This is a genomic window from Rhizobacter sp. Root1238 (assembly GCF_001425825.1).
Classification (GTDB): Bacteria; Pseudomonadota; Gammaproteobacteria; order Burkholderiales; family Burkholderiaceae_C; genus Rhizobacter.
Genome location: NZ_LMDM01000005.1, coordinates 150,293 through 170,712, shown reverse-complemented (window position 1 = coordinate 170,712; position 20,420 = coordinate 150,293). Strand labels below are relative to the sequence as shown.

Sequence of the window (20,420 nt, the reverse complement as noted above, 5' to 3'; positions counted from 1 at the left end):
CATGTTCAACGAAGCCTACGAACCGCAGTGCCGGCTGGCGAAGGCGCATTGCACCGATGCGCGCCAACTCAAGCGAAGGAGGCTGACGCTGCTGGCGCTGGCGCTCGGAACGTTCTGCATCGGGACCTCCGAATTTGCCAGCATGGGCATGCTTCAGCTGTTTGCAGCCAGCCTGGGCCTGGATCTCTCGACCGCGACGCATGCCGTCGAGGCCTATGCCCTCGGTGTCGTGCTCGGTGGCCCTGCGGTGACGATCCTGGCCGCGAAGCTGAACCGCAAGAGCCTGCTGCTGGCCTTGATGGCGGTGTTCGTTCTCGGCAACGTGCTGTCGGCCGTGGCGACCGGGTTGGGCAGCTTCACGCTCGCGCGCTTCGTGAGCGGGATCCCGCAAGGCGCGTACTTCGGTGCGGGAGCGGTGGTCGCCTCGTACATCGTCGGGCCCGGCCAGGGCGGGCGGGCGTTTGCGCTGGTGATGACGGGGCTGACGGTGGCCACCATCGTCGGCTCGCCGCTGGCCACGCTGCTGGGGCAGTCGCTCGGCTGGCGCAATGCCTACCTGGCAGTCTCGGCGCTGGGCGTGCTGTCATTCATCGCCCTGTGGCTGTGCGTGCCACGCTCCGCCGCGCTCGACGGCGGGCCGGTGCTGCAGGAACTGCGAGCCTTGAACCGCGCATCCGTCTGGGCGATGGTGGCCGTGGCGGCCCTCGGCGTGGCCAGCATCTTTGCCGTCTATACCTTCATCGGGCCATTGGTGACGGACGGTGCTGGGTTGAGCGCGACATGGATCCCGATCGCCCTGGGCCTCTTCGGCATCGGCATGACGATGGGCAACGTGATCGGCGGTTGGCTCGCCGACCGCCATCCTTCGCAAGGGTTGGTGGCCGGCTTCGGCAGCGCGCTGGTCGCCCTGGCGCTCCTGGCGGTGGGTGGCCGCACCACCTGGGTCCTGATGGTGGGCCTGCTGGCCGTGGGCGCCACGATGATGGTGGCGATCCCCACCATCCAGGTCCGGCTCACGCGGGCGGCGCCAGATGCGCCGACGCTGATGGGCGCGATGAACCTGGCGGCGCTGAATGTGGCGAACGCGATCGGCGCATGGGCAGGCGGTCAGGCCATCGCGCAAGGGTATGGCTTGCTCTCCGCGGCGTGGGCAGGATTCGCGCTGACCCTGGCGGGGCTCGCGCTGTTCCTGCTGGTGTCGCGCAAGCCGCTCGATGGCCGCCGTGCACGCGAGCTTTCTCCACTCTAGGCCGTGGTGCGGTGGGCGCCGGTGCGGCGCGAGTAGAGTGCTGCCCCACACACGTCAGGAGAATCCATGTTTGACCACGTCAAGTTCGGAGCCAGCGACTACGCGGCGAGCAAAGCGTTCTTCGTCAAGGCACTCGAACCGCTCGGCGTCACCATTGCCTCGGAGGGCACGCCGGCCTACGGCGTCGAACTCTGCGCAAAGGGCAGCAACGCGTCGTTGTGCATCTGCCAGACCGACGAGAAGCCGGCGCATCTCCACCTGGCGTTCGTGGCCGAGACTCGCCAGCAGGTCGACGCCTTCTATCGCGCGGCGCTGGAGGCGGGTGGCACCGACAATGGTCCGCCCGGGCTGCGCCCGAAGTACCACGCGAACTACTACGCCGCTTTCGTCCTGGGTCCGGACGGGCACAACATCGAAGCGGTGTGCCACGCCCCCGGGGCCTGAACCTTGCCTGCCAACGACATGACTTCGATCTTTCTGATTCGCCATGCCGCCTACGACGAAGGCCAGGTCGATGGCGTGGGCCCACGCGTCGACCTCGGGCTGTCGGACAAAGGGAAGCTGCAGGCGCAAGCGCTGGCCGACAGGCTCCGGGTGAGCCAGGAAATCAAGGCCGACGTGCTCTATGCCAGCACCCTGCCCAGGGCTCGGCAGACTGCGGCGTTGCTGGCCCCGGCGCTCGGCCTGTCGGCGACGTTGGAAGAAGACCTGGCGGAATGGCGAAGCGGTGATGGGGACATGGATGAAGCCGAGTTCATCGCCACATGGCAGGGCCTGGGAGATCGAGACCGGCTGTTCCACCGCTTCGTTGATGGCTGCGAAACGGCCATCGAGTTCAGTGCTCGCGTGCAGTCGGCATTGCATGCCATCGTCAAGAAACACGTGGGGCAAACCGCCGTGCTGGTGGTGCACGGTGGCGTGATGCAGGTGGCCTTCCAGTACTTCTTCGGGTACGGAGACGCCGCCTTTCGGCGCGCCTACCCGGCTGCCGGCTACACCTCGATCACCCACTGGAACCTGCCGATGAACACGAGCAAGTGGGTCCTCGAATCGTCGAACGACACGCATCATCTGAAGGGTGCTTGAAGGCACGCCATGCCGAACCGTCTTGCCTCTTGCAGTTGCGGCCAGCTGACCGCCCAGGTCGATGGCGATCCGGTTCGCATCTCGATTTGTCATTGCCTGGCTTGTCAACGCCGAACCGGCAGCGTGTTCGGGCAGCAAGCCCGGTTCCATCGCGAGCATGTCTCACTTGCCGGCGTGTCCACCGAATTCGTCCGCGTGGGAGACGAAGGCTCACGCGTCAGGTTTCACTTCTGCCCGCACTGCGGATCGACGGTCTATTACGAGCTCGAAGGGTTGGAAGCGTTCCTGGCCATTCCTGTCGGGGCATTCGCTGATCCAGGCTTTCCGCCGCCGAGTGTGTCGGTTTACGAGGAGCGGATGCACGGCTGGGTGGTTCCGCCGGTGGATGCTGAGCACTATCCCTGAGCCGTCTGCGCGGAGCCCTTCAGGCGAAGGACGAGACGTCCCGCCATCACCACGTGAATTTGCAGGCCTTCATGCCGACGAGGAGTGCTTTCGTGTCCTCGATGAGCTGCTCTTGCGAGCATCTTCCCCCGCCGTACTTCGTGCACAACCGGACGGCCGTCGCGAGAAGCTCTGACGAGTAACTCGTCAGTCCCTGGTGTCTGGCGACCGAAGAAAGCATCGCGTACGACGACCCGATGATGTTGCCGGTCGTGGACGGGAAGTGAGGCGTCAGGCTTGCCGCGTTGACCTCAGCCAATGCGATCGTGCGCCACAGCGACTCTTCGACCGTCTTGTCGTTGCCAGTGGCGCATGCGGCGCCGAGCGGATGGCCTTGGTCGGTCATTGCCTGCACGTGGCGTTCGCGAACTCGCTGAAGCTGCCACTGTTGGCCGAGGAGAAAACTCGTGACAGCCACCAAGGCGATGGCGGCGAGGAACAGGATTGTCGATGTCGATCGAGTCATGAAAACCGAGTGTGGAGCTGGTCGGCGGCACGGTGGCTGGTACTTGAAGGATTCAGCGCTAGATTGGTTGGAGCCGCGGCTTTCGGGAGGGTGTCTTCCGAATTTTCTTCGGAAGTGCTCTCCAATGCTTGCTCTCCGAACTGTCCATGTCGCCCGCTACCCCCATCCATTCCCCCAGATGCCGAGCGCAGCAGGTGGAAGGCCGGGCCTGAGCACAGCGACTGGGCGAGGGTTACGTGCCACTGGCCTCGATTGCGAGGCTCCCGCCATTGAGCCGAAGTTCGCAACCGTCGAGATTGGGTCCGTCTGGCACCAGGGCGAGCTGGAAAGTCAGGCCATCAAGTTCAATGGTCGGAACGCCGTGTGAACCAATCACCGCGAGATCGGCGACGGCCACGACCCACCCTTTCGGTCCCCTCTCCCATATGGCCTCCCCACTAGGGCCGCGAGAGAGCTCCGCAGAGCCTTTGTCCCAAGCCACGAGGACAACGGGCTCGGCCATTGCTTCTGCCTCAATCATCTGGCGAATGTGAGCGAGCGCTTGTGGTGCGACTGTCAGTGTGGTCATGCGATCTTTATACAACCCCCCTAGGGATGCCTCATAACTAGAAAGCGAACGGGGTTCGAATTACCCTTGATCGAGGTTCCCCAGGGAGGACCCAACAGGGGGGTGGGGGCCGTCGGGAAATTGCCCGCTCTACTCTCTTGGCTGCGGACACTGAGGACAGGCATCGAATCGGCCGCCAGCCCGCATGGATGCTTGGTTTGCGCGTCCTCATAGTGCCTGCGGACATCTGCCTTACGGCTGAGGACGGGGAGGACAGGCAGCGGATGAGATCGGTGCACGTGTGCTTTGGTCTACCGCTCGTTGTCTACGTTTCATTTTCTTCTGCGGACACTGAGGACAAGGGGCCGGATCGCCCGCAAACCCGCATGAATGCTTGGCTTCCACGTCCTCAGAGCGTCTGCGGACAATCGGCCGGCGACTGAGGACAACGAGGACAGCAGCCATCGCAGAGGACTCCATGAATCGGTTCATAGCTTTTCACTGGAGCCCTGCAACCCGTCCAAAATCAAGCACGTAGAGCAATCCGCAGCGCGAAAGGAGCTGCCGCCCCGCCCTTCTGCGGCCGGGTAGAACGTGGCTTACAAATGCGGGCGGCTGCGACAGAATGGCTCGACAAACAGCGACCACGCGCGGTCCACCTCGACCAGTCCATCTGCGTGTGCGCCCCAATCATCCACGAGGCCCACATGACGCTCCCAGATCTGTATCAGCATCAGCTATTCAAAGAAGTGGTGGCGGACAGCGTTGCCATTCATTCCTCGCTCGGCATGAAGCTTACGGATGAGATCGACGAGAGCAGAACGCTTGACGAGCTGCAGTTCTATGTCTTGCGAGTTGGTTTTTCCCTCTCTCACGCTGCTTCGTGGATCGAACAGCTCCATCACGCAGTGCACTTCATGACGGACTTTCGATACGGCAAGAAGGCATCCAGCGCAGGGGTAACGAGATCCCATCACCTTCTCTACAACATCGAGAACTACTTGATTCGGATGGTCTCGGTGTATGACAGGTGTTTGCAACTTGCGAATGCTGTCTTCCACCTATGCATTTCGGATGAACACGTGAATCACTCCGCCATCGTTAGCAACTTGCACGTCTCACGGACCGACGTGCCGAAGCTGTTGAAGGCGGTTAGAAAGCCCATCAAAGACCAGGAGCAGGAACGACACAAGCTCATTCACCGCCATTCGCAGGACGATCCAGAACTTCGCCGAATACAGCTGCTCTACATGCACACGAAGGAAACCTGGGGAGACGACCGAAAGCTTCCATACGAGGGGCTCGTGCATGTACGAGGTCAACTGGTGAAAAAATTCACTGCCCAACGCACGAAAGAGTATGCAGAGATCAATCGCGAATTGCTTAGCGCGATCGGCCCATACCTGGATGGGCTGCTGACCGAGTACCGACGGCAGAAGGCACGGCTGGAGAAGCTCGTGTAAGGTGGTCACAGCCGAGCATGAAACAGGGAGCCGCTTCTTTCGAAGTCGGCTCCCTGCGGAGATCGATGCGCGCCTCACTGCATTTGCGTGGCGTCCCTGGCGCGCGTTCTGAGGGATGCTTCCGGTCACCGTCTCAGAGGATGTCAGCCATGTTCCCTGGAGTCCGCGTTCGTCCCACCGAACGCTCAGGCCGCGGGCTATGGCCAACTTCTCGCCCGCCGCCTGTCTTGCCTCTTTACTTGCCCGGGTTCTTGTACAGCCCGCGGTAGTCGATCACGCCCACACCGAAGTCCAGCCGGCACTTNCCGAACGCTCAGGCCGCGGGCTATGGCCAACTTCTCGCCCGCCGCCTGTCTTGCCTCTTTACTTGCCCGGGTTCTTGTACAGCCCGCGGTAGTCGATCACGCCCACACCGAAGTCCAGCCGGCACTTGTGCGCCACGGCGTCGCGCTCGAATTCCTCGTTCTCTTCGAGGTACGGACGCGGCTCGCCGGCCAGGTAGGCGCGCACGATGGTGTCGTGCTGGGTCGGGTCGGCGGCGAGATACCACGCCGTCTCGGAGACCTCATCCAGACGCGGATCGGAGACCAGCAGGAGGCGGCGAATCCACTCCGGGTTGCCGGTGTTGTTCGACATGCCCGGGTCGACCAGGCTGGCCAGCAGCTGCTCGGCCTTCGTCTCCAGCGAAACCGGCACGATCAAGAAGCGCGGTTGCGGATCGAAGTAGCCCAGGCCCTTCAGCCCCTTCTGCTTGCGCATGGCGGCCCGTGCAGCGCCCAGCGTTTCGGCGGACAACGCAGCACCGACGGCCGCCAGGTTGCCGTGCTTCTCGTGGAAGAGCGGCATGTCATCACGCAGCCGCGTGCTGCCCGTCAGCTTGGCATACACGCTGTCGGCTTCGAGGCGGCGTGCCGAGGCACCGTAGGCCTGCGGGATGCGCGTGAAGGCGTCCAGGTCGTCATTGATCAGGGCCTGACGCGAGATCTTGACGATCTTGCCGAAGGTCTCGATGCGGAACGATTCGGCCGACTCGGCGAAGCTACCGTAGGTGTAGTCGGCCAGCTCCAGAACCTTGTCCAGGCCCGGCGCCTCGGACAGCGACACCAAGCTCTGCGGCTTGAAGTCCGGCACCTCGCGCTCGGCGGTCCACACCGCGTGCGTGGCCTGCGCATTCTCGTAGCCGGCACGCAGCGCGCGGCCGGTTGTGTTCGCCAGCAGTTCGGGGAAATCCGACGTGCTCATGGCCGCCTTGATGATCTCGTTCTGGCTCTTGCGGTACGTCGGCAGACCTGCCATCGAGAGCACCTTCTCCGCCATCGCGAGCACCGACAGGCGCTGCAGGTCGCGCGAGGCCGGGTGCGGGTTCTCCACCGGCACACCAGCGCGTGCCAGCAGCACGTCCGAGGCAGCAGCCTTGAATTCGTGCATGGTGCTGGGGCCGCTGCTGCTGGAGCCCGCCCACACTTGTTGGCCGCGGTCGTCGACGTACATGGCACCGCCGATCGGGAAGGCACCGGCACCCATGTGGTTCAAGATGCGCTCCCCCGCATCGGCCGGGGTCAGCTTCTTGTTGGATAGGCACTGGATCAACAACTTGCCCATGTCGCCGGCGCTGTCCGGCGCCCGGCGAATTTCTCGCTCGAACATCTCGATGATGCGGCCGGTGTCCGCTTCGTTGCGGATGGAGCCAGCAGCAGCGGGGGCGGCGGCCGAGGCCAGCGGTACCGAATCGGGTGCCCTGGTGACATCGTGTCGGCTTTGGGGAGGCAAGTGCAGATTGACCAGCGCGGGCCTACGCAGCTTGTACTTCTCCGGGATGGAGAAGGCACAGGCACGCGCGTTGGAAGGCCGCTCGTCATAGGAGTCGTCGGCGACCTCGTCGACCAGGCCTGCAGCCTTGGCTTGCTCGGCATCGAACCAGGTTTCCGCATCGAGCCAGGCGCGCAGCTTGTCTTCGGATTGCCCGGTGCGTTGATAGGCCGTGATGAGCGTACCCCGCACCACGTCGAGCGTGTCAGCCGCGCGGCGCAGATCGGCCGCGTTGCCGCTGGTGGTGCTCCACGGGTTGTGGACCATCATCAGGCCGGACGGCGCGATCACGACCTTGCGACCGCCCATGGCGATGACGCTGGCGATGGACAGTGCCCAGCCGGTGATCTCGACCGTCACGTGCGCGGGATGGGCCCGCAGCAGCTCGTAGATCGCGATGCCGTCGTACACGGAGCCGCCTTCCGAGTTGATGCGCACCAGCACCGGCTTGTCGCCGATGAGTTGCAGTTCCTGGCGGATGAAATCCGCAGTCACTTCGGTACCGATTTCGCCAAAGATATGGATCGTTTGCATTGAATTTTTCAGAGGTAGTGTGAGAGCAGTCTCGCGCCCGATCGCCGCGCGGAACAGGCCTGTGCTCGCTGCACAACGTCGTACACACCGCGCGGCGATCGCGGCAATGCAAGGTCGGTCTGCATGGCGCGAAAGAGGTGCACCTTCCAAGCCGGCCAGTCTTCCGGGGGATCCGCTTCCGTGCGCACAGCTCGCCATTCGCGATCAACGAACGTGCGGATCAGCGGCACCAGGCGCAAGCATCGCGACCAGGTCGACAGCGCCGGGTCGAGCGACAACGCAGCAGCCGCTTCCTTCAGATGGTCGTCGCGACGCAAGTGAAGCAACCGCGTCTGCAGCGTGCGCCGGCCCGACGCTGACAAACCCAATGAGGTGTCGAGCGATTCGCCGCGCCGCACGGACGCGACGATGCCATCGGCCCAGGCTCTCGCCGTGTCCGGATCAAGTGGCGCGCCGCCCGTCAGGTGCGCCAGCATGTTGCCGACGAGCTCGGCACCGTCTGCACTCCCCTGTCCCGCATAAGAGGTGGTGTGCATGTCAGTCTCCGAAGATCGATGCTTTGATGCGGTAGCAAGTGCTCGGGCCGATGCCGGGCAGACGTTCCTTGCGATCGAAGCGGCCATGCGGTCCGGTTTCGAGGTGCCCGCGCTGCGCCAGCGTCCGACATACGGCCCGGTAGTCGTACCCGGCGCACATCTCGCTGCGGAACACCTCAGGCAGCACGAAATATTCAATGGACGTGCTTTCCCCATCGGCCGGTTGCATGCGCTCGCCGAACTCGCGTTGATGGTCCGAGTTCGTTCGGATCGCTTTGCCTTCCGCGTCGACCATGCGCCGGAAGCCCGCACGCATCAGGGTGTTCGGCGAATGGTCGTCGGCCCCTCGGTGCCACCACGTGAAGCGGCCCGCACCATGCAGCTCGAGGAATTTGCGTACCTGGCGATGCATCGCGTAGTCCTCGCCATTGCCCGAATGACCACGCGACTCGATCCAGGCATTGAAGCAACGGCTCAACGCGGCGCGGGCCTCGCCCTTGACCCATCCGGTGATGCCCGCCTCCGTGGCCAACTCGCCAGCCGCCGCGACGAGGGCGAAGCGCGCACCGGCGCGTCGCACCTGCTCTGCCGCGCCCTCGGGCACGAAGTCATCCCGATAGGTTCGGATCATGTCCGCCAGGCGAGCAGGCAACTCGGCGTGATGCTTGCACGCCCACTCCAGCCAGGCGTGGCCGGCCTGGCCGTAGGTCTTCGCCGCAGCCGTCACGATGTCGTCAGCCAGTGCAGCCGGCCCGCCATGGCCGTGCAGTTCTTCCAGGCCGCCCATCCCCGCCCCCGCATCGAGCGGGATGTCGAGCATGCGCACTTCCTGCCCGGCACGCGGCGTCTTCGAGGCCGCTTCCATGTGTTGCGCCAAGGACAACTCGCCCGACGACAGGAACAACAGCCGCCACGTGCGCCGCTTGCGTGCCAGGCCGTTGCGCGTGGCGCGCCCCTTCTCCTGGTCGTTGGCGAGCATGTATGCGCATTCCCCGGCGACCTTCGGGTCGAGCTGGCCGAATTCGTCGAGGATCAGCAGGCTGTCGCAGTGCTGGACTGCCGTCGCCTCCAGCGCGTTGTCGGTCGTGCGCCAGCGCTGCATGTAGTTCGGTCGGCCCCACACGCTGGCCGCAATGCGCAGCGCCGTCGTCTTGCCCATGCTGGAGTCGCCGCGCAGGTGGAAGCCACCGCTCTCCATCTCGGCCAGGCGCGTCATCGGGCCGGCGAACGCGCACGACAGCGCGAAGACCAGGCGCGAATTGCCGACGCACTTGGCCGCGATGTTCTCTCGCCATTGCTGCAGCGTGCCCTCGCGCCGGTAGGTGTCCTCCATGCCAGCTTCGCTCTGAAACACGAAGCGCCGGCCATCGGTCTCGCCGACGCAGTCGCTGGGCAGCACGTAGACCCCGCCATGCCAGCCGACGCGGTCCGTACAGGTCACGCGGTCTACGGGCTTGCGCGAGTCGATGTACTGCGCAACCATCGCCCGCGCCTTGTTGCCCGCGGCCATCTGCAAGCCCATGTCCCGTAGCCGGCACGCCCACTCGGTGCTGTCGCCGCCGAGCATGCTGGACGGCATGGCCCATGACTTCGGGTTGCCGTCCGGGTCTGCGAACTGCAGCAAGTAACCCCAGCCGTTCGCATCGTCCGAGCGCGTGCGCGCCGTCACGACCAGGCGCGAGCACAGCCACACCGGCCGCTTCTCGTTGCCTTCCTCGTCGCGCATGAGGAGCCACACGCCGTTGTCGGTGACGCTGAACCGCTCGTTGGCCTCGGGCTCTGCCGGCGGTTTCGCGGCCGCCTTTGTGGCGGGCCTCTCCTCGCTGGACCTGGTCAGGGTGCTTGCCTTCTCGATTGCCGGCGTGGCGGCCTTGCTGGCGCGCTTCCTGGCGGGTTTGTCGGCTGGCACCTCCTGCCGCAACGCGGCATCGATGATGGCCGCCACGGCCGGCAGTCCGGCGTGCACGGCCAGGTCATTGAAGTCGGACCCACCTTCCGGCAAGCCTTCAGGAAACGCCGTCAACGGCGGCAAACCTTCAGCAGCGGCGGAGCGGGCGGCGGCCAAGGCCTTTTCGCGCCCGGGATTCGTGCCAGTGCGAGCAGCCGTCGCCGCATCGTCGTCACCGCACACCAGGATGCGCGCCTTCGGGAAGACCGAGCGCAGCACGCCCGCCACCTGGCCCAGGTTGCCGGCATCGAAGGCAACGGCCACCGGGTGACCCGTCGCCTCGTGCAGGGTCGCCGCGGTCGCGTAGCCCTCGGCCACCAGCAGTGCAGACGCCTGCACACCCGGCTGGCCGATCCAGTGAAGCAGCCCGGACTTGCGCCCGCCTGGCAGATAGCGCTTCTCCGTCTTGCCCTGGCGTTCTTCTTCCTTCGACGGCTTGGCCGGCGCGATGCGCTGCACGTTCATCAGCTCGCCGACCGCATTGCGCATGGGCACCAGCAGCGTGCCGTCGGCCAGGTAGCGCAGACCATGTCCCTGCACGCCCTTGCGCAACAGGTAGGGGCTGTTGCCCTCGGAGCCGGCTTCGCTCCACAAGCGCTGCGCTTCCCGCGCGGCCTGGTCGGCGCGGCGCCGGTACTCCTCCTCCTGCACCGCGCGGGCCTGTGCCCGCTCCTGCGCTTGCGCGTCGACCTGGTCGGGCGTCAGCGCCGGTGCAGCAGCCGCGTCATTCGGGAACGTGAAGCCGCGTTCCTTCGCCAGGCCGAACAGCGTCGCCACCGTGACCTTGCCGGGCTTCTTGGCGCTGCGCCAGGTCGCTTTGTCTTCGGCCTGGTCGGGCTTCGGCCGTTGCTCGGCCCAGGCGAACCAGGCATCAGCGCCGGCATCGCCCAGCCCCTCGTACACCGCGAACGCGATGCGCGCCCGCTCGTCGTGGCCGATGTCGGCCGGGATGCATGCCAGGGCGTCGCGAACCAGGTTCACGTCGACCGCGCGCCTGGTCGTTTGTCGTTGAATCGGGCGTCCAGTCATTGACGTTCGGCCCTCCGGTGCTCGCCGAGCTGGCCGCGCGATGCCGCGATGCGCTCGGCGATCCATCCATCGATCTCGGTGGCGCGCCAGGCCACAGCGCGACCGCCGAGAGACACCGGCGCCGGGAAGGTGCCAGCCTTGATGTTTGCGTACAGCGTCGTATTGCCCAGCCCGATCCGGGCCAGCACCTCGGGCTTCCTCATCAGGCGCTCGCCTGCGGTGCTGGAGAAATGAATTGCTTGGTTGTTCATGTTGCGAATGCGTTGGAGTGATGGCATGGGCGCGCAGTGCTGCGGGCCCGCTTTGGCTCGAACGACTGGTGAATCCGTCGACGCAGTGCCTCATCTGATTTGTGATGGGCTGGCGTGGTCGCACCGGATTGACCGGAATTCATCGAGGTACAGGTGGCATTCGACCGACTTCTCTGTCTCATTTCCAGACTACAAAACGGGAATATTTGCGTGGCAGCAGATGTCACTAGCGGGATGCCGCGAAGTCCGTCGAGATGCAGAGCCATTCGACCAATTCGGCCGTCCAATTTGTAGGGGCGGGAGTAGACAAGTTGCTTTGCCAGGAACAGCAAGCCCAAGAGCAAGAGAGAAGAGAAGAGAGAGTTGTCCTCAATGTCCTCACTTTGTCCTCTCTGATGTCCTCAGTCCCTTCCGGCTCGCAGGCCCAGCATTCATGCGGCTTGCCGCCGTAGTGCCCTGCTTGTCCTCAGTGTCCGCAGCGGATGTGCACGCCGCAGCCTTCGCCCTATAGGCAGGCCTTGTACTGCCTGCGCCGCTCCAGGCCCTCGGTGGTGTGGAAGTCGTAGGCCCAGTCCATGATCCGGCCGCTCTCGCGCTCCAGCATCTCCAGGGAGGCCCGCTCGAAGCGGTTCAACGACTGAAGGTCGGTGTCCGTCATCAATGGCTCCTCGACGGTGTCGGGATTCGCCTCGCGCAGGTGCTGGGTCTCTCGCAGCGAATGCAGCACCTGCAGGCCGGCCGTCATGTCGCCCACCAGCTCGGCGAAGCGCATCACGTCGATGCCAGGGAGCCGCGCCTTCTCCGCTGCGGCCATGTACATCTTTTGGGTTTGAACAACCGGATCCATCAGCACGCCTCCATTGCAGAGGCGCTGTGGCGCAATGCCACCAGGTCGCGGGTCTCGGCCGAGGTCCGGCCGGTTCGGCGCAGGGCTGCGCCGCTATGATTCTCGATAGCCATGGTTCACCTCTGATGTAGGTGGGTTGTGGTCAGGAAGGGCCGGGTGTTACTAGCACCTGGCCTTTCCGCTTTCTATGCCGCCTTGAAGGGCAGCACCTTCGCTCCTCGTCTGAGGAAATCCAGATGGTCGGCGTACCACTGCATCATCTTGCGACGCTGCGGCAGGTACTTCGCGTGGTTGTAGGCGGCCGAGACTTCGTCGCGCTCCTGGTGCGCGAGCTGCAGCTCGATGTGTGCATGCTCAAACTCGTTCTCGTGCAGGATCGTCGACGCGATGCCGCGGAACCCGTGGCCCGTCATCTTCCCCGCGTAGCCCATGCGCTTCAGCGCGACCAGAATGGTGTTGTTGCTCATCGGCTTCTCATGGTCGCGCTCGCCTTGGAACACCAGGCCGCTCAGCCCGCGCAGCTCGTGAAGCACCTTCAGGATCTCGATGGCCTGGGTTGACAGCGGAACGACGTGCAGCGTCCGCATCTTCATGCGCGCCGCCGGAATCCGCCACTCAGCAGCCTCCAGGTCGAACTCCTCCCAGCGCGCGCCGATCAGTTCTGACGTGCGAACGAAGGTGAGCGCCATGAGGCTCATCGCCAGGCGGGTCAGCGCCATGCCCTGATACGCATCGATCTTGCGCAGCAGCTCGGGCACGTCCTTGGCATCGAGCCGGGCGTAGTTCTCTTTCTTGCGCGGCTTCAGTGCATCGGAGGGGCGGACATCCGCTGCCGGGTTGCGCTCCACGATGCCGTGCGCGACGGCGTAGCGGAACACCTGGCCGCAGGTCTGCAGCGCCCGCTTCGCGATGTCGACGGCGCCACGGGCCTCGATCTTCTTCGCCATCGCGAGCAACTGCGGCGCCGTGATCTCCGCGGCCGGCTTCGCGCCCAGCACTGGGAACACGTCCATCTCCAGGCGACGCAGGACGTACTCCGCATGCCGGCCGGACCGCGGCCCCTTCCAGTGATCAAACCAGCTCCGCCCGACGGCCTCGAAGGTCGTGCCGATAGCGACCCGCTTGGCCACCTTCTCATCCTTGCGCAGTTGCACCGGATCGGACCCATCCTTCAGGACGGCACGCGCCTTGTCGCGATCCGCCCGGGCCTGGGCCAGCGGCACGTCCGGGTAGGCGCCGAGCGCCAGGCGCTTCTCTTTCCCGCCAAAGCGGTACTTCCAGCGCCACAGCTTGGCGCCTGAGGGCATCACTTCCAGGTAGAGGCCACCGGAGTCGGTGTAGCGCTCACGCGCCTTGGTGTCGGGGCAGGTGGCTTTCTTGCAGGCCAGGTCGGTCAGAGGCATGGAGAGGGGAATGGGGGAATTTGGTGTTTTTGAGGGGGAAGCCTTGCTCCCTTGCCCCCAATCATTCCCCCTCTTGCGACCGGCTGTCAACGAACGACGGCGAACGTCCACGAATGAAAAAAGCCCCGAAACACAAGGGTTTGCGGGGCTTTCTCGGACTTCGGCGAACTTTGCCGGATCTATCACTGGCGGAGAGGGTGGGATTCGAACCCACGGTACCTTGCGGTACGCCTGATTTCGAGTCAGGTACATTCGACCACTCTGCCACCTCTCCTGAAACTGGGGCTTCGGCGGGTCTTCTGGGCCGAGTCGCGGATTCTAGCCCAGGAAATGGGCGCTTCCGCCCTCCCCTCAGCCTTTCAGCACGGTCTGCCCGCCCAGATACGGCCGCAAAGCCTCGGGAACCGTGACGGATCCGTCGGCGTTCTGGTGGTTCTCCAGCACCGCCACCAGCGTGCGGCCCACCGCCAGGCCCGAGCCGTTCAGCGTGTGCACCAGCTCGTTCTTGCCCTGCGCGTTCTTGAAGCGCGCCGGCATGCGCCGCGCCTGGAAGGCCTCGCAATTCGAGCACGAGCTGATCTCGCGGTAGGTGTTCTGCGCCGGCAGCCACACCTCCAGGTCGTAGGTCTTCGTCGAGCCGAAGCCCAGGTCGCCGCCGCACAGCGCCACCACGCGGTACGGCAGGTCCAGCAGCTTCAGCACCGCCTCGGCGTGGCCCACCATCTCTTCGAGCGCCTCGTAGCTCTTCTCGGGATGCGTGATCTGCACCATCTCGACCTTGTCGAACTGGTGCTGGCGGATCATGCCGCGCGTGTCGCGCCCGGCACTGCCCGCCTCGGACCGGAAGCACGGGCTGTGCGCCGTCAGCTTGATCGGCAGCACGCTCTCGGCCAGCACCTGCTCGCGCACGCTGTTGGTCAGCGAGATCTCCGACGTGGAGATCAGGTACTGCTCGGCCTGCGTCTCGTCGCCGCCACGGCTCACCCAGAACATGTCGTCCTTGAACTTCGGCAGCTGCCCGGTGCCCTCGAGCACCTCGCGGTTGACGATGTACGGCGTGTAGCACTCGGTGTAGCCGTGCTTCTGCGTCTGCACGTCGAGCATGAACTGCGCGAGCGCCCGGTGCAGCCGCGCAATCGGCCCGCGCAAGAAGGTGAAGCGCGAGCCCGACAGCTTCGCGCCGGTGTCGAAGTCCAGCCCCAGCGGCGCGCCCACGTCGACGTGGTCCTTCACCGTGAAGTCGAAGCTGCGCGGCACGCCCCAGCGCCGCACCTCCAGGTTGCCGGATTCGTCGGCGCCCTCGGGCACGCTCGCATGCGGCAGGTTGGGCACGCTCATCAGCATCACCGACAGCTCCGCCTGGATCGCCTCCAGGCGCTCGCCGGAAGCCTTCAGCTCATCGGCCAGGCCGGCCACCTCGGCCATCAGCGCCGAGGTGTCTTCGCCCTTGCCTTTCAGCATGCCGATCTGCTTCGACAGGCTGTTGCGTCGCGCCTGCAGTTCTTCGGTGCGGGTCTGCAGCGTCTTGCGTTCGCTCTCGAGCGACTGGAACTGCGCAACGTCGAGGTACGGTTGCGGCGACTTGCGCTTCTCGAGCAAGGCGACGACGCTGGACAGGTCTTTGCGCAGCAGGGTGATGTCGAGCATGGGTCTCTCTAGGTAAGTGAAATCAGGCTTCGGCCATGGACTTGTCGCCCAGGCCCTTGGGCAGCGGAAAGTGCGTGGTCTCGATCACGCCCGGCATCTTGCGCACCGACACCGCACCCAGCGTGCGCAGCCGCTCGATCACCTGCTGCACCAGGATGTCGGGGGCCGATGCGCCGGCCGTCAGCCCGACGCGCCGCTTGCCTTCGAACCACTGCGGCTTCAGGTCTTCGGGCTGGTCGACCATGTAGGCGTCGGCACCGAGCCGCTCGCCGAGTTCGCGCAGGCGGTTGCTGTTCGAGCTGGTCGGGCTGCCGACGACGATCAGCACGTCGACCTGCGGCGCCAGCACCTTGATCGCATCCTGCCGGTTCTGCGTCGCGTAGCAGATGTCCTGCTGCTTGGGCTCGCGCACCAGCGGAAAACGCCGCTTCACCGCCAGCAGGATCTCGGCCGCGTCGTCCACCGACAGCGTCGTCTGCGTCACCACCGCGAGCTTCTCGCTCTGCGCCACCTGCACGCGCTCGACATCGGCCACGTCCTCGACCAGGTAGATGCCTTCGTTGAGCTGGCCCATCGTGCCCTCGACCTCGGGGTGCCCCTTGTGGCCGATCATGATGAAGTCGTAGCCTTCCTTGTGCAGCTTGGCCACCTCGACGTGCACCTTGGTGACCAGCGGGCAGGTCGCGTCGAACACGCTGAAGCCGCGCTGCGCCGCTTCCTGCCGCACCGCCTGCGACACGCCGTGCGCGCTGAACACCAGCGTGGCGCCGGGTGGCACGTCGGCCAGGTCTTCGATGAAGATCGCGCCCTTGGCCTTCAGGTCGTTGACGACGTAGGTGTTGTGCACGATCTCGTGGCGCACGTAGATCGGCGAACCGAACTTCTTGATGGCGCGCTCGACGATCTCGATCGCGCGGTCGACCCCGGCGCAGAAGCCGCGCGGCTCCGCCAGCAGCACTTCGTCCAGCGTGTGGTTCTCATCCATCACAGCACCCCGATCAGTTGCACTTCGAAGGTCACCGGCTGGCCGGCCAGCGGGTGGTTGAAGTCGAACAGCAGCCAGTCGCTGCCCACCTCGCGCACGACGCCGGCGTACGAGGCCTGGCCGTCGGGCGTCGGGAACTGCACCACGTCGCCGGGGTGGTACTGCTCGTCGGGATCCCCCAGCTCGTGCAGCAGCGCGAGCTTCACGCGCTGCAGCATCTCGGGGTTGCGCTCGCCGAAGGCCTCGCCGGCGGGCAGGTCGAACGAGGTCCGCGTGCCTTCGGCCAGCCCCATCAACCGCGATTCCATCGCCGGCGACAACTCGCCGCTGCCCAGCGACAGCGTGGCCGGCTTGTCGGCGAAAGTGTTGATGATGTCGACCCCATCGGGGCCGGCGAGCCGGTAGTGCAGGGTCAGGAACGATCCCTGTTGAACGTGGGTCAAGGCAAATCCTGGTTCGGTAGACTGGACTCAATTTTAGGTGCGGCGCCCGGCCGTGCCGCCGGATCATGCCCATGCTGCTCAAAGACCTGCCCGCCGACGCCCGCCCGCGTGAAAAACTGCTGGCCCGCGGCCCGCAGGCCCTGGCCGATGCCGAGCTGGTCGCGCTGCTGCTGCGCACCGGCGTCAAGGGCGATTCGGTGCTGAACCTCGCACAGCGCCTGCTCGACGATTTCGGTGGGCTCAGCGGGCTGCTGCAGGCCGATCCGCAGGCGCTGCAACGCATCAAGGGCCTCGGCCCCGCGAAGCGGGCGCTGGTCAGCGCGGTGCTCGAGCTGGCCCGCCGCTCGCTCGGCCAGCAGATGGCCGAGCGGCCGCTGCTCGACAACATCGTCAACGTCAAGAACTACTTGCGGCTGCAGTTCGGCGGGCGCGGCCACGAGGTGTTCTCGGTGCTGTTCCTCGACGCGCAGAACCGGCTGATCCAGATGGAAGAGATGTTCCGCGGCTCGCTGACGCAGGCCAGCGTCTACCCGCGCGAGGTGCTGAAGCGCGCGCTGCAGCTGCACGCCGCCGCGGTGATCCTCGCGCACAACCACCCGTCGGGCTCGGCGCAGCCCTCGCGTTCCGACGAAGCGCTGACGCAGACGCTGAAGTCGGCGCTCGCGATGATCGACGTGCGCGTGCTCGACCACCTGGTGGTCGGCGACACCGAGGTCGTCTCGTTCGTGGAGCGGGGCCTGCTGTGACCCTGCGCAGCCTGCAGGACCTGGCCGACATCCGCGAGGCACTGAAGCGCGCGCAGCGCGAAGCGGCCGAGCGCGAGGCCCGCGCCCGCGAGGAAGAAGCCCGCCGGCTGCGCGAGAAGAACCTGTTCTCCACCAGCGTCGGCCGCGTGCAGCCGGTGGCGCCGAGCGGCCGCCGCCATGCGCGGCCGACACCGCCGTCGCCCGAACCGCGCCAGCGCGAACGCGACGAAGAAAACGCGCTGCGCGAATCGCTGTCCGACGAGTTCGACCCGGTCACGCTGCTCGAGACCGACGACCAGCTGTCCTACCGCCGACCCGAGATCGGCATCGACGTGCTGCGCAAGCTGCGCCGCGGCGGCTGGGCCATCCAGGGCGAGGTCGACCTGCACGGGCTGCGGCGCGACGCCGCGCGCGAGCGGCTCACCGCCTTCGTCCATGACGCGGTGCACAGCGGCCTGCGCTGCGTGCGCGTGGTGCACGGCAAGGGCAACGGCTCGCCGGGCCGCGAACCGGTGCTGAAGGGCAAGGTGCGCAGCTGGCTGATCCAGAAGGCCGACGTGCTCGCCTTCGTGCAGGCGCGCGGCGACGAAGGCGGCCATGGTGCCGTGATCGTGCTGCTTCGCGCGCTGCGCTGAGGTCATACCGCGTCACGATCTGGCGCGCTTCGTCGCATGCGCGTCGGGTCGTAAGCAAGGCAACAAATGCCACGCGGCCGTTCTTCCCCCTAACCCGTGGGAGGCACGTTACAGCGAGGAAGACTAGGGCCTCACCGTCCTCCTCGACAGCGCACGGGGAAGGCGTCCGAGTATTTCTGAAAGCGCTGTCAAGAATCGGCTTGTCAACCCGGTTTCACCGATGGTTTCAAGTCGATCGGTATGAACTTTGCACGGTTTTGACCACAACGCGCATTCGTGATCGCGATAGGCGCACCCTACAAGGAGGTCAGACCGTGTCCCGACAATCCCGAGCATTCGATTCGTCCACCCATCGCCTGCTGCTGCCGCTGGCATCGGTGGTCGTGCTGCTGGCCGCGTGCGGCGGCGGCAACCAGCAGAACGCCGACGCGCAGGCAGCCGACCAGCAGTCCGAGGCCGCGACGGCCGCCGCGGTCGACACCTCCGCGATCTGCTTCTACGAACACATCAACTACCAGGGCGCGAGCTTCTGCGCCGGTGCCGATTCGACCTGGATCGGCTCGGCCTGGAACGACCGCGTCTCGTCGGTGAAGGTCAAGGCGGGCTACAAGGTCCAGCTGTTCCAGCACATCAACTACGGCGGCAGCTCGATCACGCTGACCGGCGACACAGCGAACCTGGTGTCGCTGGGCTTCAACGACGCCGCGTCGTCGCTGAAGGTCACCGCGCCGACCACCACCACCCCGCCGACGGGCAACTCGCCGGTGTCGGGCATCCAGGTCGCGCAGTCGCTGCTGTTCAACAGCGACGACAGCGCCCTGGTGCTGGTCTCGGGCAAGGCCGCGCTGGTCAAGGTCAACGTCACCAGCGGCGCCACCGGCGGCACCAAGCCGAGCGGCACGCTGCGCGTGACGAGCGCCAACGGCGCCACCCGCGACATCCTGCTGACCGCGCCCACCGGCGCGCTGCCGGCCAACGTGCCGGCCGTGCCGAGCTTCACCGATTCGTACACCGCCACCGTGCCGGCCGACCTCGTGAAGACGGGCGTCAAGTTCACCGCGCTGATCGGCAGCAGCGCCGGCACGACGATCACGCCGCGCGTCGGCGGCGGCACGCCGATGAAGTTCGTGCCCATCGCGATCCAGATCGCCGGCACCGTCGGCAAGCTGCCGGTGAGCCAGGGCGCCCACCTGCAGGCGCTGTTCCCGGTCTCGTCGGTCACCGTGCAGTCGCACCCGACCTATGTGTCGAGCCGCGTGACCACGCTGCCCACCACCGATGCCGGCTGGGACGATGCGTTCGGCAAGATCCTCGGCGAACTCGCCGACCTGCATTCGCTGGAAGGCGCCGCCAAGCACGACCACTACTTCGGCTTCATCCCGAAGCGCACCTGGGGCCTCGCCGGCCTGGCCTACCTGAGCAGCCACTCCGGCGTCGGCTTCGACATGCCCGACCAGCCGACCACCGTGCGCGACGTGGTGGCGCACGAGATGGGCCACAACTTCTCGCTGCCCCACGCGGCCTGCGGCGGTGCCGGCAGCCCGGACCCGGCCTACCCGTATCCGGATGCGAACCTCGGCAAGTCGGGTCGCTATGTGTGGCCGTACCTGGCGGACAGCAACACCTTCTACGACCCGCGCCCGACCGATCGCCACGACATCATGAGCTACTGCGGTGGCCAGGTCTTCTCCGACTACAACTACCGGAAGATGCAGACCTACCTGACGCCGGCCGACAAGTCGATGGTCAACGAGGCGGCTGCCGCCGCGGTGACCGCCACGCAGGACCTGCTGCTGATCAGCGGCGAGATCGGCGCAGCCGGCACCGCCGAGCTGAACCCGGTGAAGTCGCTGGTGGGCCGTACGGAAGCACCCGAGGCTGGCGAGTACACGCTGCGCATCGTGTCGGCCAGCGGCACCACGGACATTCCGTTTGCGCCGCGCACGCTGGACCACAACAGCACGCTGAAGCACTTCGGCTTCACGGTCCCGAACCCGGGCGCGATCCAGAGCATCACGGTGCTGCAAGGCGCCAAGACGCTGCTGAACTCGCAGGCCAAGGCCGCAAGCGTCACCGAACGTGCGCAGGCTGCGACCACGCAGGTTCAGGTGCAGGAGAGCGGTGGTGCGTTGAAGCTGACCTGGGACGCCGCGCGTCACCCGTACCTGACCGTGACCTGGGTCGGCACGGAGCAGCGCCGCAACCTGGCGCAAGACCTGCGCGGCGGCAGCGCCTCGCTGTCGAGCGCCGACCTGCCGGCCGGTGGCAGCTTCGAGCTGGCGCTGTCTGACGGTCTGAACGCGGTGCGCGTCTCGCACACCCGTTGAGTTCGGTGACGGTCCCGTCGTGATG

Annotated in this window: 19 protein-coding genes and 1 tRNA gene; 8 read left to right on the top strand and 12 right to left on the bottom strand. The window is 65.9% G+C overall.

What is annotated here, in order from left to right:
• Position 1: 1 nt before the first annotated feature.
• From ASC98_RS06305 to ASC98_RS29295, 4 genes are all read left to right on the top strand, one after another.
• Complete coding sequence (locus tag ASC98_RS06305) at positions 2-1,249, top strand: MFS transporter (protein WP_056810295.1); 1,248 nt, start codon at positions 2-4, stop codon at positions 1,247-1,249.
• A 66-nt stretch (positions 1,250-1,315) separates the two neighbouring features.
• A complete protein-coding gene (locus tag ASC98_RS06300) occupies positions 1,316-1,693 on the top strand; it encodes a VOC family protein (RefSeq protein WP_056810292.1) in 378 nt (125 codons plus the stop codon).
• Between the two features lie 18 nt (positions 1,694-1,711).
• The gene (locus tag ASC98_RS06295) at positions 1,712-2,335 is read left to right on the top strand and encodes a histidine phosphatase family protein (protein WP_157597790.1); all 624 of its coding nucleotides are present in this window, start codon (positions 1,712-1,714) and stop codon (positions 2,333-2,335) included.
• 9 nt (positions 2,336-2,344) lie between these two features.
• The gene (locus ASC98_RS29295) at positions 2,345-2,740 is read left to right on the top strand and encodes a GFA family protein (protein WP_082541719.1); all 396 of its coding nucleotides are present in this window, start codon (positions 2,345-2,347) and stop codon (positions 2,738-2,740) included.
• A 46-nt stretch (positions 2,741-2,786) separates the two neighbouring features.
• On the opposite strand, the gene ASC98_RS06290 is transcribed toward ASC98_RS29295, so the two are convergent.
• Positions 2,787-3,245 carry a hypothetical protein gene (locus ASC98_RS06290; protein WP_056810286.1) on the bottom strand — a complete coding sequence of 153 codons (459 nt, stop codon included), beginning with the start codon at positions 3,243-3,245 and terminating at the stop codon, positions 2,787-2,789.
• Between the two features lie 232 nt (positions 3,246-3,477).
• Positions 3,478-3,813, bottom strand: a complete 336-nt coding sequence (locus ASC98_RS06285; RefSeq protein WP_157597789.1) for a hypothetical protein — start codon at positions 3,811-3,813, stop codon at positions 3,478-3,480.
• Positions 3,814-4,499: 686 nt separating this feature from the next.
• Here ASC98_RS06285 and ASC98_RS06280 point away from each other — a divergent pair.
• Entirely contained in the window at positions 4,500-5,255 is a 756-nt protein-coding gene (locus tag ASC98_RS06280; protein ID WP_157597788.1) for a Cthe_2314 family HEPN domain-containing protein, read from the top strand.
• 363 nt (positions 5,256-5,618) lie between these two features.
• Here the strand turns inward: ASC98_RS06280 and ASC98_RS06275 are convergent, their stop codons facing one another.
• From ASC98_RS06275 to ASC98_RS06230, 10 genes are all read right to left on the bottom strand, one after another.
• Entirely contained in the window at positions 5,619-7,598 is a 1,980-nt protein-coding gene (locus ASC98_RS06275; protein ID WP_056819760.1) for a ClpP-like prohead protease/major capsid protein fusion protein, read from the bottom strand.
• 8 nt (positions 7,599-7,606) lie between these two features.
• Positions 7,607-8,134 carry a hypothetical protein gene (locus ASC98_RS06270; RefSeq protein WP_056819756.1) on the bottom strand — a complete coding sequence of 176 codons (528 nt, stop codon included), beginning with the start codon at positions 8,132-8,134 and terminating at the stop codon, positions 7,607-7,609.
• A gap of 1 nt (position 8,135) precedes the next feature.
• The gene (locus tag ASC98_RS06265; RefSeq protein WP_056819753.1) at positions 8,136-11,063 is read right to left on the bottom strand and encodes a DUF927 domain-containing protein; all 2,928 of its coding nucleotides are present in this window, start codon (positions 11,061-11,063) and stop codon (positions 8,136-8,138) included.
• Positions 11,064-11,107: 44 nt separating this feature from the next.
• Positions 11,108-11,362 (bottom strand): AlpA family transcriptional regulator, encoded by a 255-nt coding sequence (locus ASC98_RS06260; protein WP_056819751.1) that lies wholly within the window; start codon positions 11,360-11,362, stop codon positions 11,108-11,110.
• A gap of 505 nt (positions 11,363-11,867) precedes the next feature.
• Positions 11,868-12,176 carry a hypothetical protein gene (locus ASC98_RS06255; protein WP_157604795.1) on the bottom strand — a complete coding sequence of 103 codons (309 nt, stop codon included), beginning with the start codon at positions 12,174-12,176 and terminating at the stop codon, positions 11,868-11,870.
• A 218-nt stretch (positions 12,177-12,394) separates the two neighbouring features.
• Positions 12,395-13,612 (bottom strand): integrase arm-type DNA-binding domain-containing protein, encoded by a 1,218-nt coding sequence (locus ASC98_RS06250; RefSeq protein WP_056819744.1) that lies wholly within the window; start codon positions 13,610-13,612, stop codon positions 12,395-12,397.
• Positions 13,613-13,798: 186 nt separating this feature from the next.
• Positions 13,799-13,886 (bottom strand) — tRNA-Ser (locus ASC98_RS06245).
• Positions 13,887-13,963: 77 nt separating this feature from the next.
• On the bottom strand, positions 13,964-15,259 hold the full coding sequence (serS, locus tag ASC98_RS06240) for a serine--tRNA ligase (RefSeq protein WP_056807632.1): 1,296 nt from the start codon (positions 15,257-15,259) through the stop codon (positions 13,964-13,966).
• Between the two features lie 22 nt (positions 15,260-15,281).
• Positions 15,282-16,244 (bottom strand): 4-hydroxy-3-methylbut-2-enyl diphosphate reductase, encoded by a 963-nt coding sequence (gene ispH / locus ASC98_RS06235; RefSeq protein ID WP_056807630.1) that lies wholly within the window; start codon positions 16,242-16,244, stop codon positions 15,282-15,284.
• Positions 16,244-16,687 carry a peptidylprolyl isomerase gene (locus ASC98_RS06230; RefSeq protein WP_056807628.1) on the bottom strand — a complete coding sequence of 148 codons (444 nt, stop codon included), beginning with the start codon at positions 16,685-16,687 and terminating at the stop codon, positions 16,244-16,246. The genes ispH and ASC98_RS06230 overlap by 1 nt, the downstream gene beginning before the upstream one ends.
• A 71-nt stretch (positions 16,688-16,758) precedes the next feature.
• Here ASC98_RS06230 and radC point away from each other — a divergent pair, with 71 nt between their 5' ends.
• The 3 genes from radC (at position 16,759) to ASC98_RS31250 (ending at position 20,395) form a co-directional block, all read left to right on the top strand.
• Positions 16,759-17,433 carry a DNA repair protein RadC gene (gene radC, locus ASC98_RS06225; protein WP_056807626.1) on the top strand — a complete coding sequence of 225 codons (675 nt, stop codon included), beginning with the start codon at positions 16,759-16,761 and terminating at the stop codon, positions 17,431-17,433.
• On the top strand, positions 17,430-18,068 hold the full coding sequence (locus ASC98_RS06220; protein WP_056807624.1) for a Smr/MutS family protein: 639 nt from the start codon (positions 17,430-17,432) through the stop codon (positions 18,066-18,068). Before radC ends, ASC98_RS06220 begins: the two co-directional genes overlap by 4 nt.
• Positions 18,069-18,382: 314 nt before the next feature.
• Positions 18,383-20,395, top strand: a complete 2,013-nt coding sequence (locus tag ASC98_RS31250; protein ID WP_157597786.1) for a peptidase inhibitor family I36 protein — start codon at positions 18,383-18,385, stop codon at positions 20,393-20,395.
• Positions 20,396-20,420 lie beyond the last annotated feature (25 nt).